This is a genomic window from Streptomyces sp. NRRL S-350 (assembly GCF_000719705.1).
Classification (GTDB): Bacteria; Actinomycetota; Actinomycetes; order Streptomycetales; family Streptomycetaceae; genus Kitasatospora.
In genome coordinates, this window is the sequence record NZ_JOHO01000051.1 from 1 (window position 1) to 13,786 (window position 13,786).

Here is a 13,786-nt window from a genome sequence, read left to right on the forward strand (position 1 = left end):
CCGCCGCCGCCGCCCCCGCCGCCGACCCGGCCCCCGGGCCCGGGGCACCCGCCCCCGCCACCGCCGCCGGGGCGCCCGCCGCCACCGCCGCCGGGGAGCCCGCCGGGGCGCCCGCCGTGGCGCCGCTGTCGCTGCCCGACGCGTTCACCGCCCACGCCCGCACCCGGCCCCACGCGCCCGCCCTGCTGTGGCACGAGCACAGCGTCAGCTACGGCGAACTCGCCGCCCTCGCCGACGCCGAACGCGCCCGCCTGGCCGCGCTGGACCTCGCGCCGGGCGAGCCGGTGGGCCTGCTCGCCGTCAAGTCGCCCGCGGCGATCGCCCTGGTGCTGGCCTGCCTGCTGGAGCGCCGCCCGTTCCTGCTGCCCTCCCCGCAGCTCGCCCCGGCCCTGCTGGCCGCCCTGTTCGCCCAGGCCGGCGCCCGGCGCCTGCTCACCCCCCGCGGCCAGGACGCCCCGGCCCTGCCCGCCCCGGCCCCCGCCGCCCCGGTGCCGACCCTGGCGGCCGGCACCTCCTTCCTGCTCACCACCTCCGGCTCCACCGGCCTGCCCAAGATCGTCCCGCTCGCGCAGGGCGCCGTCGACCGCTTCACCGCCTGGGCCCACGACACCTTCGACCTCGGCCCCGGACGCACCGTCGCCAACTACGCGCCGCTGAACTTCGACCTCGCCCTGCTCGACGTGTGGGCCACCCTCGCCGCCGGCGGCACCTGCCTGCTCATCGACCCCGCCCACGCCCTCAACGCCCGCCACCTGCTCGCCCAGCTCACCCGCCACCGCCCGCACGTGCTGCAGGCCGTCCCGCTGGCCTACGCCCTGCTCGTCCAGGCCGCCGGCCCCGGCACCGTCCTGGACAGCGTCGAACACGCCGCGTTCACCGGCGACGCCATCGACGCCCGCACCCTGGCCGCCCTGCCCGCCCTGCTGCCCGCCGCCCGGCTGTACAACGTCTACGGCTGCACCGAGACCAACGACAGCTTCCTGCACCGCCTGGACCGCCTGGACGCCGCCGCCGCCCTGCCCGTGCCCATCGGCAGCCCCCTGCCCGGGGTGCGCACCCTCATCGCCGCCCCCGACGGCACCGCCGTGCACGGCGCGGGCAGCGGCGAACTGTACGTCTCCACCCCCTTCCAGGCCGCCGGCTACCTCGACCGCTCCCGCGACGCCGGCCGCTTCACCACCCGGCCCGAAGGCGCCGGAACGGGCCGGCGCTGGTTTCGCACCGGCGACCTCGTCACCCGCGACGAGCAGGGCCGCGTCCACCTCACCGGCCGCGCCGACTTCCAGGTCAAGGTCCGCGGCGTGGCCGTCAACACCGCCGAGGTGGAACGCGTCCTGCTCGCCCACCCCGAGGTCCGCGAAGCCGCCGTCGCCGCCGCCCCCGACCCGCTGACCGGCAAACGCCTGCACGCCGCCGTCCAACGCGCCCCCGGCTCGCGCCTCAACACCCTCACCCTGCGCGAGCACCTGGCCCGCAACCTGCCGCGCGCCGCCGTCCCCGACAAGCTCGCCGTCCACGACGCCCCGCTGCCCAAGACCGCCACCGGCAAGGTCGACCGCAAGGCCGTCCTGCCCCCACCCCCACCCGAACCCGCGCCCGCCGCCGCGCCCGAACCCGCCGCCGCGTCCGCATTTGAACCCGCGCCCGCCGCCGCGCCCGCCGCTGCGGCGCCGGCGTCCGCGTCCGCCGCGGCGCCCGAGCCGGCGTCCGCGCCGTAACACCCCGTCCCGATCCGACACCCACGCAAGGGAGTTGCCGCCATGAGCAACATCACCCAGATCAAGCGCTTCCTCATCGAGGAGTTCCTGCCCGACGTCACCCCCGAGCAGCTCGCCGACGACCACGACCTGCTCTCCGACGGCGTCATCGACAGCCTCGGCGTCCTCAAGCTCATCGCCTGGGTCGAGGACCACTTCGCCCTGCCCGTCGACGACACCGACCTGGACCCCAACAACTTCCGCTCGGTCACCGCCATCGACGCCTTCATCACCGAACGCCGCACCGCCGCCACCACCGCCTCAGCCTCGGCCACGGCCACGGCCACGGTGGGCGGCTGACCCGTGCACCCGGCCCTCACCGCCCTGCTCGCCGGCCGCCCCGTCCCCGTGGACGCCTGGCGCTCGTGGTGGGACCAGCTGGAACACCGCACCCTGGGCCCGGCCCGCGACAGCGACCGGGCCCAGGCGGCGGCCCTGCTGGCCAGCCTCACCACCCGCCTGCCCGACCCCGCCACCCTCGCCGCCCTCACCACCTCCCTCACCGAACGCGCCCCCCACCCCGGACCCGCCCACCCCGCCAGCGTCAACATCGTGGGCACCGGCGGCGGACCGGCCACCTTCAACCTGTCCACCGCCGCCGCCCTGACCGCCGCCAGCATCGGCATCCCCGTCGTCAAGACCGGCTCCCGCGCCTACACCAGCACCGCCGGCTCCGTCGACCTCCTCGAACGCCTGGGCATCACCCTCACCTCCAGCCACACCGCCACCGCCGACCACCTCGCCGACCACGGCATCGCCTTCGCCGGCCCCCACGTCTACCCGCCCGCCCTCACCCGCCTGGCCCGCATCCTCCACCCCCTCACCCTCAAACCCTTCGGCGCCTTCCTCAACACCCTCGGCCCCCTCCTGGCCACCGTCCCCGTCACCGCCCAACTCACCGGCACCAGCACCACCGCCGCCCTGGACGCCCTGCGCCGCCTCGCCCCCACCACCGCCCGCACCCTGTGGCTGGCCCACAACAGCGCCGGCGCCGACGAACTCCTGCCCTTCGCCGACAACACCCTCCACACCCCCGACACCACCGTCCACCTGCCCGCCGGCACCCTCGCCCCCGCCACCGGCACCCTCGCCGACCTCGCCCCCCACCCCGACGACCTCACCGGCCACTTCCTGCGCGCCCTCACCGGCCGGGCCGGCGCCACCGCCACCCACACCATCGCCCTCAACACCGCCGCCCTCGCGATCGCCTCCGGACGCCACACCCGCTGGGCCACCGCCTACACCGCCGCCCTGGACGCCCTCGCCGACGGCGCCCCCCGCGCCCTGGCCGAACGCCTGCGCGCCCGAGCCCGGGAGAGCGTCCGTGCCTGAACCCCTCCCACCCGCCCCCACCCCGGGCCTGGCGCTGTTCCTCAACGCCGGCGACCCCCCGGGCCGCCTCACCGACCTCGCCCTCATGCTCGACACCCACGGCGTCGACGTCCTCGAACTCGCCGTCCCCTTCCCCGACTCACCCACCGACGGCCCCGTCATCCGCCGCTCCGCCGCCCGCGCCCTGCACGCCGGCACCACCCTGGACACCGTCCTGGCCGAACTCGCCGACCTCACCCCCCGCCTGCACCGCCTCAAAGTCGCCCTGCTCGCCGACTGGAGCCACAGCCTGCGCCACCGCGACCCCGCCGCCACCACGGCCGCCATCGCCGCCGCCGGCGCCCACGCCCTCCTCGTCCACGCCCTGCCCCCGCGCCTGCGCCCCACCTGGCAGCACGCCCTGCGCCAGGCCGCCCTGCCCCAGGTCACCACCTGCTACCCCGCCTCCACCCCCGACGTCCTCACCGCCGCCGCCCGCGGCGCCACCGGCGCCTACGTCTACCTCGTCGCCCACTACGGCCGCTCCGGCACCACCCCCGCCACCGGCCACCGCGCCCTCGCCGACACCGTCACCGCCCTGCGCGCCGCCGCCCCCGGCGTCCAGGTCGCCGTCGGCTTCGGCGTCAGGACCGCCGCCGACCTGCAGGCCGTCGCCGCCGCCGGAGCCGACACCGCGATCGTCGGCTCCGCCGCCGTCGCCCGCCTCGAACACGCCCTCACCCACGGCCTGGACCCCGTCACCGAACTGCGGGACTTCCTCACCGACCTCCGCCCCCACCGTCCCCCCACCCGGACGCCCCCGGCGGACGCACCACCCGCACCACCCGCACCACCCGCACCGCCCGCACCGCCGGTGCCGCCGATGCCGCCGGCCCCCACCCCCACCAGCACCACGACCCGAGAGGACCAACCGCCATGCTCATCCGCGACCTTGACGACGTGAAGACCGTCGAATGGGGCAACGGCCTGTCCCGCCGCTTCCTGGTGGCCGCCGACGGCCTCGGCTACAGCCTCACCGACACCATCGTCAACGCCGGCACCAAGTCCCGCCTGGAATACCGCAACCACCTGGAGGCGTGCTACTGCATCGCCGGCTCCGGCGAAGTCATCGACATGGACGGCACCTCCCACCCCATCACCCCCGGACGCCTCTACGCCCTCGACCGGCACGACGCCCACTACCTGGTCGCCGCCCCCCACGAGGACCTGCGCCTGGTCTGCGTCTTCTCCCCGGCCCTGCGCGGCGACGAGGTCCACCAGCTCGACGCCCACTCCTCCTCCGCCTACTAGCAAGAACAGGCCCGCCCGCCCCCGCCGGGGGAACAACCCCCCGGCGGGGGCGGGCGGGCCCCGGGCGAGGCACCTCCCGTCCAGACGAAACGCCGGCGGCACCCGCGCGCCGGCCTGCCACCCCGGGCCCCCCGCACGGCGCGCCCGGGAGGAAGGCGGCACACCGTGATCCGCTGGAACGCCGACCAGAAGGCCCTGCGCGAGGGCCTGGCCCGCTTCGGCGACGACCTGAGCGCCGGCCACATCGAAGGCGACGAACAGGCCGCCTTCTCCCACGACAAATGGCGCCTGATCCAGAAGACCGGCATCCTCTCCCTGCCCTTCGACGAACGCTACGGCGGCCTGGGCCAGTCCCTGCTCACCACCATGTACGTCCTCGAAGGCCTCGGCCACGCCTGCCGCGACGGCGGCCTCAACTTCTCCGTCACCACCTCCCTCGCCTCCACCGGCGTCCCCCTGCAGGCCTTCGGCTCACCCGCCCTCAAAGAGGCCTACCTGCCGCGCATCGCCTCCGGCGACGCCATCGGCGCCCACGCCATCACCGAGTCCGACAGCGGCTCCGACGCCATGCGGATGCGCACCCGCGCCGTACGCGACGGCGACCACTTCGTCCTCACCGGCACCAAGACCTTCGTCTCCAACGGCCCCGTCGCCGACGTCATCGTCGTCTACGCCCGCACCCACCCCCAAGGCGGCGCCCTGGGCGTCACCGCCTTCCTCCTCGACGCCGACACCCCCGGCCTGAGCACCGGCAACCCCATCAAGAAGATGGGACTGCGCACCTCCCCCCTGTCCGAGCTCCACCTCGACGCCGTCCGCGTGCCCAGGGACCGCGTCCTGGGCCGCGTCGGCGGCGGCTTCATGGTCCTGGACCACGTCATGAAACGCGAGATCCTCTACTCCTTCATCGTCAACACCGGCGAGATGCAGCACCGCCTGCAACGCTGCCTGGACTACGCCAAGACCCGCATGTCCTTCGGCAAGCCCATCGGCTCCTACCAGTCCGTCGCCAACAAGGTCGTCGACACCAAGATCCGCCTCGAGACCGCCCGCAAATGGCTCTACGACACCGCCCAGCGCCTCGAAGCCGGCGACAACGTCACCATCGACATGGCCATCGCCAAACTCCTCACCAGCGAATCCAACCTCGCCACCTCCCTCGCCGCCGTCCAGGTCTTCGGCGGCAACGGCTACATGTCCGAATACGGACTGGAGAAGGACGTCCGCAACGCCGTCGCCGGCACCATCTACTCCGGCAGCAACGAGATCCAGTACAACCGCATCGCCGCCATGCTCGGACTGGGCACGTGAGCGCCCCCGCCGCACCGGCCCCCGTGCGCCCGGGCCACCTCAAAGTCTGCGGCGCCCGCACCCGCGCCGACCTCGCCCTGCTCGCCGACACCGGCCCCACCCTCGTCGGACTGTGGCACGGCATCCCCGGCGGCCCCGCCGACCTGCCCGGCGACGACCTCGCCGACCTCGCCGCCACCGCCATCCGCCTGGGCCTGGAACCCGTCCTCGTCACCTTCCTCGACGACGCCGCCCACCTGGCCCGCCTCGCCCGCGCCACCGGCATCCGCTGGATCCAGCTCCACGCCTACCAGAGCCCCGCCCTCGTCGCCGACCTACGCGCCCGCCTGCCCTACGCCGTCCTCGTCAAAGTCCTCCACCTCTCCCGAGGACGCTGCCTGGAACGCGCCTTCACCCCCGCCTACGAACGCGCCGGCACCGACCTGTTCCTCCTCGACACCGTCACCGACGACGGCCGCGTCGGCTCCACCGGCCAACCCCTGGACCCCGCCCACGTCCACGCCCTCCTCCCACGCCTGCACACCCCCTTCCTCCTCGCCGGCGGCCTCGACACCACCAACCGCGACACCTACCGCACCGTCACCGACCACCCCCTCTACGCCGGCGCCGACATCGACACCGCCGCCCGCGACCGCACCGGCCGCCTCACCCGCCCAGCCGTCACCGCCCTCACCCGCGCCTGGCACCCGCGCCCCCAGGAGACGCCCGCATGACCCCCTTCGCCGACGCACTGCTCACCGCCGACCGCCCCCTGGTCATGGAAGTCAAACTCCGCGACCCCCACGGCACCGACCTCCTGGGCCCCCGCACCGTCACCGACCTCGTCGCCCACTACGAACACGCCGGCGCCCCCTGCCTGTCCGTCGTCACCGGCCGCTGGTTCGGCGGCACCACCCGCCTGCTGCGCGAGGTCACCGCCGCCACCACCCTGCCCGTCCTGCAGAAGGACTTCCTCACCCGCCCCGCCCAACTCGAAGCCGCCCACGCCCTGGGCGCCTCCGCCGTCCTGCTCACCGCCGCCCTGCTGCCCGCCGCCTCCCTGCGCCGCCTGGTCGCCTGCGCCCTGGACCTGGGCCTGACCCCCTTCGTCGAGATCACCGACGAACGCGAACTCGCCGCCCTGCCCGACCCCCAGGACTGCGTCGTCGCCGTCAACAACAAGGACATCCGCACCCGCGAACGCGACCGCGGCGACCTGACCCGCAGCCTGCGCCTGCTGCCCGCCCTACGCGCCGCCGGCTGCCGCGTCCCCGTCTCCGCCTCCGCCATCACCGACCCCGCCGACGCGGCCCGCCTCCTCGACGCCGGCTACGCCGCCCTGCTCATCGGCACCTCCCTCATGCGCGCCGGCGACCTCACCGCCTGGCTCACCGCCCTCGACGACGCCCGCACCGGAGCCCCCGCATGACCACCGCCGCCCCGCGCACCCGCTCCCTGGTCCTGGACGCCGGCGGCATCCCGCTGTCCGCCCTGGTCGCCGAACCCGAACACACCGCCCCCAAAGCCGTCATCCTCGCCATCCACGGCCGCGGCATGCGCGCCGCCTACTTCGCCGGCCCCGCCCACCCCGACACCAGCCTGCTCACCCTCGCCGCCGACCTCGGCTACACCGTGCTGGCCGTCGACCGCCCCGGCCACCGCGCCTCCGCCCACCGCCTGCCCCACGGCCAGCTCATCGCCGACCAGGGCGCCACCGTCCACGCCGCCCTCACCGACTACGCCCGCGCCCACCCCGTCGGCGCCGGCGTCCAACTCCTCGCCCACTCCTTCGGCGGCAAGATCGCCCTCCACCTCGCCGCCCACTGGCCCCACCACCCCCGCCTGCCCCTGCTCGGCGCCGACATCAACGGCCTCGCCCAGCACTACGCCCCCGGCGCGTGGGAACACCCCGACGACCTCGCCGGCGGCGGCCGCCTCAACTGGGGCCCCCTGCACCTCTACCCGCCCGGCACCTTCCACGCCGCCCGCACCCTGCTCACCCCCGTCCCCGCCCTCGAATCCCGCGAACTGGCCACCTGGCCCGAGCGCTACCGCACCCTCGCCGCCCGCGTGCGCGTGCCCGTGCGCCTGACCCTCGCCGAACACGAGCACTGGTGGCGCCTGGACACCGCCGCCCGCACCGCCCTGACCGCCGCCTTCCCCCCGGGCCTGGCCCGCCTGACCACCGCCCGCGGCGCCGGCCACAACCTCTCCCTGGGCCACGCCGCCCGGCCCTACCACCTGCGCGCCCTGGCCTTCACCGACGACTGCCTCACCCACCGACCCACCCCGGCCCCCGCGGCCCCGGCGGCCCCGGCGGACCCCGCGGCCACGGCGGCCACGGCGGATCCGGCGGGCCCGGTGCCGGCCGCCGCCCGCTGACCTCACCGCCGCCGACCGGCCGGACCCCGCACCCCCGCCCCGCCCGGCACCCCCGGCCCGGCACACCCCCCAACGCCCCGTCCGGACAATCCGGCGTTGACCACCCCGAGCCCACCGGCCCCCATACCGGCAGGTCGAACAACCCGACCACCCAGGACGCACAACCGACGGTTGTTCCCTAAGGTGGACCGGCATGGACCTCGAAGCCGTACGCACCTTCACCGCCGTCGTCGACGCGGGCCAGTTCCAAAAGGCCGCCGCCGACCTGTCGCTCACCCAGCAAGCCGTCTCCAAACGCATCGCCGCACTGGAACGCGACCTGGGCGTGCGCCTGTTCACCCGCGCCCCCCGCGGCGCCGAACCCACCATCGACGCCCGGGCGTTCCTGCCCCACGCCCGCGAACTGCTGCGCGCGGCCGAGCGCGCCGCCGCCTCCGTGCGCCCCGGCAGCCGCCCGCTGCGCGTGGACGTGATCAACTCGCGGGGCGCCGCGGCGGGCCTGATGCGCGGCTTCCACCGCACCCACCCCGACACCGACCTCGACGTGCTGATGCTGCTCGACATCGACACGGCCCTGGCCGCCATCGACTCCGGCACGATCGACGCCTCCTTCCGCGCCGTCGCCGCGCCCGGGCGGCCCCTGCCCGAGGACATCGCCCGCCTGCGGGCCGGCGACGAGCCGCTGGACCTGCTCACCGGCCCCGCCCACGCGCTCGCCGGCGCCGCCTCGCTCACCCCGGCCGACCTGGCGGGCCACCGGATCTGGATGCCCGGCATCGTCCCCGGCAGCGAATGGGGCGCCTACTACGACGACCTCGCCGCCCGCTTCGGCCTCACCATCGAGGCCACCGGCCCCAACTTCGGCTCCGACGCCCTCCTGGACACCATCGCCGACACCCCCGCCCTGGCCACCTTCATGGGCGCCCACACCCGCCTCATCTGGCCCGCCGGCCACGGCCTGCGCCGCATCCCCGTCACCGGCCCCACCCCCGTCTACCCGCACTCCCTGCTGTGGCACCGCGACAACCCCCACCCGGCCCTGGCCGCCCTGCGCGCCCACCTCGCCGCCACCGCCCCCGCCCACGACGCCCCCGGCACCTGGGCCCCCGCCTGGGCGACCGCACGCTGAACCCCGCCCCGGGGCGCGCCGGGCGTCAGCGGGGGCCGTCGCCGTGGTCGGGCACGGGCAGGCGCACCCCGCCCTGGCGGGCGGAGCGGTGGGCGACGATGCCGGGCAGGGTGTAGCGGGCGGCGGTCCAGGCGTTCAGCTCCGGAGGCGTGCGCGTGGTGACCGCGGTGGCGAAGTCGTCGGCGAGGAAGTGGTGGCTGCCTTCGTGGCCGTTGGGCGCGTGCGCGAACTCGCGCGGCAGCCGGGAGCGGTCGTGCACGGGCGCGGTGCCGGAGGCGAACGCGGCGCGCAGCTCCGGGGCGAGGTGGGCGAGCGCCGGGTCGTCCGGGCCGAGGGTCGGCGCGGGGTGCAGGTGCGCGGTGACGTCGTGCGAGCCCTTCTTGTCCTGCCACACGCTGACCGGATCGAGCTGCTCGAAGACCCCCTCCGTGCCGAAGAAGCGGAACCGCGACTCCTTGCCGATGTACCCCACCCGGCGGAACTCGTTCGTCCGGAAGCTCCCCCCGCCCGCCACCTCGAACAGCGCGGTCGCGTTGGAGAAGTCGTTGTCGAACTGGCTGACCTCGCGGTCGAACACGCCGTCGCCGCGCTCGTCCACCACGCCGATCGCCGACACGCTCACGGCGTGGGTGCGCCAGGCGCCCAGGATCCCGCCGATCGAGTGGGTGGGGTAGAGCAGCGGCGGGTAGCTGGCGGTGGCCTTCCAGTTCTCGCCGCCGCTGTAGCGGTACGCGTCGTAGAAGCCCCAGTCCATGTCGTGCACGTAGTCGCCCTCGGCGTAGAAGAGCCGCCCGAACGCCCCCGAGGCGATCCGGTCGCGCGCGTAGACGGTCGCCGGGTGGTAGTGGCTCGTCTCGCCCATCATGTAGATCCGCCCGCTGTCCTCGACCGCGGCGATGATGTCCGCGATCTCGGCCTCGGTCACGGCCATCGGCACCGCGCTGTAGACGTCCTTGCCCGCGCGCAGCGCCCGCACGGCGAGCGGGCCGTGCGTCCAGCGCTGGGTGAACAGGGCGACGGCGTCGAGGTCGGAGTCGAGCATGTCCTCGAAGGAGGCGAGCGTGCCCGCCAGGTCGTGCTCGGCGACGAGCCGCTCGGCGCGCTCCGGGATCAGGTCGGTGACCGTGATGTCACCGACGTCGGGGTGCAGGCGCCAGAGCTTGGCGAACGAGCCGGCGAACTGGCCGGCGCCGACGATGCCGAGTGAGAACACGCGAAGACTCCATCAGGAAGGCGGCAGAGGGCAGGCGGTGGGACGGGCCCGGCCCCGGGGGGACGGGCCCGCGGCCCCGCTCCCCGACGATAGGATCCGAGGAGACGCGATGTCTGCACCGTTTCGAAGCGAGAACTTCTTGGATCCTCAGGACGCCCTGGTCGACGAGCCGTCTTCCCTGCGCGGCTGGTCCGGACGCCCGACCCTGATGGCGGCGGCCCACCGCCACGACGACCTGGAGATCAACTTCGTGGCCGGCGGCGGCCCGATGCTCTACCTGTACGGCGGGGAACTCCTCGAGGTCGCCCCGGGCGCCCTGGCCGTGTTCTGGGCCGCGATCCCGCACCAGCTGGTGGCGAGCACGGCGACGCGCGTCCACTGGCTGCACGTGCCCTTCGACCGGTTCCTGGCCTGGGGACTGCCGCAGTCGCTGCTCGCCCGCGTCCTCTCCGGCGCCCCCGTGGTCACCTCCGCGGCCCGCGCCGACGCCGGCGACCCGGCCCGGTTCACCCAGTGGGCCGCCGACCTGGCCACCGGCGACGGCGAACTGCACCGCATCGCGATGCTGGAGATCCACGCCCGCGTGCGGCGCCTGGCACTCGCCACCGCCGACGACCCGGCCCCCCGCTACACCGGCGAGGACCCGGCCCTGCGCCAGGCGGTCTCCATGGCCCGGCACATCGCCCGCCACTTCCGCGAGCCCATCACCGTCGCGGACGTCGCCGCGGCCGCCAACGTCCACCCCACCTACGCCATGACCCAGTTCCGCAAAGTCGTGCGCGCCACGATCGGCGACTACGTGAAGCTCTACCGGCTCGCCGAAGCCCGCCGCCTGCTGGTGACCACCGACCTTCCCGCCGGCCAGGTCGCCGCCGCCGCCGGCTTCGGCTCCGTCAGCCGCTTCTACCGCGTCTTCACCGACGCCTGCGGAACCACCCCGGCCCGGTTCCGGCACACCCGCGCCCTGTGACCCGCCCGCCCGCCGGCGGGAGGGCCCTGCCGTGACCGGGCGCCCGAGCGCAGGGCCCGCCCCCGTCACCGCACAACGGCCCGAAGGCGCCGCCAGGTTCACCCGACCGCCGGACCGGGCAGCAGGACTGCCTCCCAGGGCAATGCCGGTCCGCGTACGGACATCCGCCGGCGCCACCCGTTGATCACGGACCGGTCGCTGCGCGAGGATCGGCGCCCCAAGCCACCCGTCCCACCCCGCAGGAGGCCGCCGTGCACAAGACCAGGACCGCGCTCGCCACCCTCGCCCTCCTCGGCGCCACAGCCCTGGGCGCCGCACCCGCCCACGCCGGCGACCTCCCCCAGATCTGCACCAGCAAGCACGGCTTCGACAACGGCAGCTTCTACTGCGGAGGCGCCTACGGCGACGGCGAGAGCCTGTGGCCGCTGAACTCCGGCGACTGGGTGGACTTCGTCATCGGCCTCGACCACGCCGTCTGGTTCCGCACCACCCACAGCGGCTGGAACTCGCTGGGCGGCTACTTCACCGGCAAGGTGACGTTCACCAAGAAGCTCAACGACCTCAACTTCACCATCAACGCCCTCGGTTCCGACGGCGTCACGACCTGGTCCCGCGACCGCACCCACAAGGGATTCGTCACCGACTGGTACGTCAAGGGCTGACACCCCGGCCGAAGGCCGCCGCGAGCCGGAACGGCGAGATCGCCGACGCCCGGCACCGCCCCCCGACGCCCGGCACCGCAGCCACCCCCGGCACGAGGACGCCGCCGCCCCCACAGGAGGGCGGCGGCGCACCCGCACCGTCAGCCGGCGTCGAACTCGCCGGTGCGCACGGCGGTGACGAAGGACTGCCAGGCGGCGGCGGAGAAGGTGAGGGCCGGGCCGTCGGGGTCCTTGGAGTCACGCACCGGCATGGCTCCGGGGATGCCGTCGGCGACCTCGACGCACTGGCCGCCGTTCGGGCCGCTGTACGTGCTCTTGCGCCAGGTGGTGAGGCGGGCGGGGTCCATGGCGATTCCCTCCGAGGCGGGGGAGGAGCAGGAAGCCGGTGGAAGCGACTTCCTGCTCAGCGGGCGTCGAACTCGCCGGTGCGCACGGCGGTGACGAAGGACTGCCAGGCGGCGGCGGAGAAGGTGAGGGCCGGCCCGTCGGGGTCCTTGGAGTCGCGCACGGGCATGGCTCCGGGGATGCCGTCGGCGACCTCGACGCACTGGCCGCCACTGCCGCTGTACGAGCTCTTGCGCCAAGTGGTGGTGTAGGCGGGGTCCATGGCGGGCCTCCTGGTCGGGCAGTGCGAACGGAGAGGGGAAGTCGATGGGTCGACTTCCCCTCTCCGACGTGAAGTAGGCCTAGCGGGAGCCGAATTCGCCGGTGCGGACGGCGGTGACGAAGGACTGCCAGGCGCGGGAGGGGAAGATGAGGGCCGGCCCGTTGGGGTCCTTGGAGTCACGGACGGGCATGGCGCCGGGGATGCCGTCGGCGACCTCGATGCACGCGCCGCCGCCCCCGCCGCTGTACGAACTCTTCCGCCAGGTAGCGTCAGTCAGGTCGACATCCACTCCAGGTCCCTCCTTGCCGCACGGATGAAAGCCAGCGATTCGGCCCGGCCAAGGGCCTCGACCGCAAGCCGATCGTAGCTCTTGGCCAGCACGGAAACTGACTTGGTATCGCGATCGATGTAGCCACGCTGTTCAATCTCTCCATAGGCAAGAATTTTGCGCGTCGGCATGGTAAGGAGATGCACCACGCGGGTAAACGGCCGGTTCTCGCCGAGGGAGAACGGTACTACCTGAATGATCAATTCGGGTCGATCGGCCAACTTCTCAAGGTGGAGCAGCTGCTCGACCATCACGTCCTGTCCACCGACCACCCTTCTCAGGCAGCTCTCGTCCAGCACCACGTGCACGAGCGGAGGAGGGGTCCGCTCCGTGATCCTCTGTCGGGCAAGTCTGAACTCGATGCGCTCCTCGGCCAGTTTCTCGGTCCCGTTGCCTTGCCTGACGTAACCCATCTCGATCGCGGTCGCATACGCCCGGGTCTGTACAAGCCCCGGGATGATATCGATCTCGAAGATCCTGATCTGTTCCGCGAGAGCCTCATAGCGGGCGTACTCCGGAAAGCCCTCCAGGATCGCGGCGTTCTTCAGCTGATACCACATCAGGAGAAGAGTGCCGCCGGTGTCGAGTGCGACGTCGGCGAGTTCGGCGAGCTTGCGACTCGGGGGCCGGTGCGCAAGTTCGATGTACGAGAGGTGCGAGGGGGAGCACTCGAGGAGCGGAGCCAGATCCTCCTGGAGGATGCCCTTGGCCTCGCGGAAGTTGCGCAATTGGATCCCGAAGGGCGCCCAGGGGCTGGATTCCGGGTCGATCTTCTTCTTGTTCATGGCAGTCCTCAACTCCTGACCGGCCCTAAGGCAAGTAGCAA

The 13,786-nt window shown here is 74.2% G+C and carries 17 protein-coding genes; 12 read left to right on the forward strand and 5 right to left on the reverse strand.

What is annotated here, in order from left to right; genetic code table 11:
- From IF30_RS0131000 to IF30_RS0131045, 10 genes are all read left to right on the forward strand, one after another.
- Positions 1 to 1,718: AMP-binding protein (locus tag IF30_RS0131000; protein WP_063752859.1), on the forward strand; the 1,718-nt coding region annotated here is incomplete at its 5' end.
- A gap of 42 nt (positions 1,719 to 1,760) precedes the next feature.
- Positions 1,761 to 2,057 carry an acyl carrier protein gene (locus IF30_RS0131005; RefSeq protein ID WP_030244645.1) on the forward strand — a complete coding sequence of 99 codons (297 nt, stop codon included), beginning with the start codon at positions 1,761 to 1,763 and terminating at the stop codon, positions 2,055 to 2,057.
- 3 nt (positions 2,058 to 2,060) lie between these two features.
- Positions 2,061 to 3,089: an anthranilate phosphoribosyltransferase gene (locus IF30_RS0131010; protein WP_030244648.1), complete on the forward strand. Its 1,029-nt coding sequence runs from the start codon at positions 2,061 to 2,063 to the stop codon at positions 3,087 to 3,089.
- Positions 3,082 to 4,032, forward strand: coding sequence for a tryptophan synthase subunit alpha (trpA, locus tag IF30_RS45765; RefSeq protein WP_078891852.1), 951 nt, complete (start codon positions 3,082 to 3,084; stop codon positions 4,030 to 4,032). Before IF30_RS0131010 ends, trpA begins: the two co-directional genes overlap by 8 nt.
- On the forward strand, positions 4,005 to 4,379 hold the full coding sequence (locus tag IF30_RS0131020; protein ID WP_030244737.1) for an ectoine synthase: 375 nt from the start codon (positions 4,005 to 4,007) through the stop codon (positions 4,377 to 4,379). Before trpA ends, IF30_RS0131020 begins: the two co-directional genes overlap by 28 nt.
- 165 nt (positions 4,380 to 4,544) lie before the next feature.
- On the forward strand, positions 4,545 to 5,690 hold the full coding sequence (locus IF30_RS0131025; RefSeq protein ID WP_030244653.1) for an acyl-CoA dehydrogenase family protein: 1,146 nt from the start codon (positions 4,545 to 4,547) through the stop codon (positions 5,688 to 5,690).
- Positions 5,687 to 6,403 (forward strand): N-(5'-phosphoribosyl)anthranilate isomerase, encoded by a 717-nt coding sequence (locus tag IF30_RS0131030; RefSeq protein WP_234322910.1) that lies wholly within the window; start codon positions 5,687 to 5,689, stop codon positions 6,401 to 6,403. The genes IF30_RS0131025 and IF30_RS0131030 overlap by 4 nt, the downstream gene beginning before the upstream one ends.
- A complete protein-coding gene (locus IF30_RS0131035) occupies positions 6,400 to 7,098 on the forward strand; it encodes an indole-3-glycerol-phosphate synthase (RefSeq protein WP_030244656.1) in 699 nt (232 codons plus the stop codon). Before IF30_RS0131030 ends, IF30_RS0131035 begins: the two co-directional genes overlap by 4 nt.
- Positions 7,095 to 8,051, forward strand: a complete 957-nt coding sequence (locus tag IF30_RS0131040; RefSeq protein WP_051711615.1) for an alpha/beta hydrolase — start codon at positions 7,095 to 7,097, stop codon at positions 8,049 to 8,051. The genes IF30_RS0131035 and IF30_RS0131040 overlap by 4 nt, the downstream gene beginning before the upstream one ends.
- Positions 8,052 to 8,244: 193 nt before the next feature.
- On the forward strand, positions 8,245 to 9,180 hold the full coding sequence (locus IF30_RS0131045) for a LysR family transcriptional regulator (protein WP_030244659.1): 936 nt from the start codon (positions 8,245 to 8,247) through the stop codon (positions 9,178 to 9,180).
- A gap of 25 nt (positions 9,181 to 9,205) precedes the next feature.
- Here IF30_RS0131045 and IF30_RS0131050 read toward each other — a convergent pair whose 3' ends face one another.
- Positions 9,206 to 10,393, reverse strand: a complete 1,188-nt coding sequence (locus IF30_RS0131050; RefSeq protein WP_030244660.1) for a Gfo/Idh/MocA family protein — start codon at positions 10,391 to 10,393, stop codon at positions 9,206 to 9,208.
- A 109-nt stretch (positions 10,394 to 10,502) separates the two neighbouring features.
- On the opposite strand from IF30_RS0131050, the gene IF30_RS50410 reads away from it, so the two are divergent.
- On the forward strand, positions 10,503 to 11,363 hold the full coding sequence (locus tag IF30_RS50410) for a helix-turn-helix domain-containing protein (protein WP_030244661.1): 861 nt from the start codon (positions 10,503 to 10,505) through the stop codon (positions 11,361 to 11,363).
- Between the two features lie 251 nt (positions 11,364 to 11,614).
- Positions 11,615 to 12,025 (forward strand): hypothetical protein, encoded by a 411-nt coding sequence (locus IF30_RS0131060; protein WP_030244664.1) that lies wholly within the window; start codon positions 11,615 to 11,617, stop codon positions 12,023 to 12,025.
- Between the two features lie 140 nt (positions 12,026 to 12,165).
- Here IF30_RS0131060 and IF30_RS0131065 read toward each other — a convergent pair whose 3' ends face one another.
- The 4 genes from IF30_RS0131065 to IF30_RS0131080 form a co-directional block, all read right to left on the reverse strand.
- Positions 12,166 to 12,372, reverse strand: a complete 207-nt coding sequence (locus tag IF30_RS0131065) for a DUF397 domain-containing protein (RefSeq protein WP_030244666.1) — start codon at positions 12,370 to 12,372, stop codon at positions 12,166 to 12,168.
- A gap of 56 nt (positions 12,373 to 12,428) precedes the next feature.
- The gene (locus IF30_RS0131070; protein ID WP_030244667.1) at positions 12,429 to 12,632 is read right to left on the reverse strand and encodes a DUF397 domain-containing protein; all 204 of its coding nucleotides are present in this window, start codon (positions 12,630 to 12,632) and stop codon (positions 12,429 to 12,431) included.
- Positions 12,633 to 12,711: 79 nt separating this feature from the next.
- Positions 12,712 to 12,921: a DUF397 domain-containing protein gene (locus IF30_RS0131075; protein WP_234322911.1), complete on the reverse strand. Its 210-nt coding sequence runs from the start codon at positions 12,919 to 12,921 to the stop codon at positions 12,712 to 12,714.
- A complete protein-coding gene (locus IF30_RS0131080; protein WP_030244671.1) occupies positions 12,906 to 13,745 on the reverse strand; it encodes a helix-turn-helix domain-containing protein in 840 nt (279 codons plus the stop codon). Before IF30_RS0131080 ends, IF30_RS0131075 begins: the two co-directional genes overlap by 16 nt.
- Positions 13,746 to 13,786: the final 41 nt, after the last annotated feature.

Bases quoted from the DNA above. Each gene is read 5' to 3' on its own strand.
- IF30_RS0131005 (WP_030244645.1), top strand. From the start codon at position 1,761: ATGAGCAACATCACCCAGATCAAGCGCTTCCTCATCGAGGAGTTCCTG.
- IF30_RS0131020 (WP_030244737.1), top strand. From the start codon at position 4,005: ATGCTCATCCGCGACCTTGACGACGTGAAGACCGTCGAATGGGGCAAC.
- IF30_RS0131035 (WP_030244656.1), top strand. From the start codon at position 6,400: ATGACCCCCTTCGCCGACGCACTGCTCACCGCCGACCGCCCCCTGGTC.
- IF30_RS0131040 (WP_051711615.1), top strand. From the start codon at position 7,095: ATGACCACCGCCGCCCCGCGCACCCGCTCCCTGGTCCTGGACGCCGGC.
- IF30_RS0131045 (WP_030244659.1), top strand. From the start codon at position 8,245: ATGGACCTCGAAGCCGTACGCACCTTCACCGCCGTCGTCGACGCGGGC.
- IF30_RS50410 (WP_030244661.1), top strand. From the start codon at position 10,503: ATGTCTGCACCGTTTCGAAGCGAGAACTTCTTGGATCCTCAGGACGCC.
- IF30_RS0131065 (WP_030244666.1), bottom strand. From the start codon at position 12,372: ATGGACCCCGCCCGCCTCACCACCTGGCGCAAGAGCACGTACAGCGGC.
- IF30_RS0131070 (WP_030244667.1), bottom strand. From the start codon at position 12,632: ATGGACCCCGCCTACACCACCACTTGGCGCAAGAGCTCGTACAGCGGC.
- IF30_RS0131080 (WP_030244671.1), bottom strand. From the start codon at position 13,745: ATGAACAAGAAGAAGATCGACCCGGAATCCAGCCCCTGGGCGCCCTTC.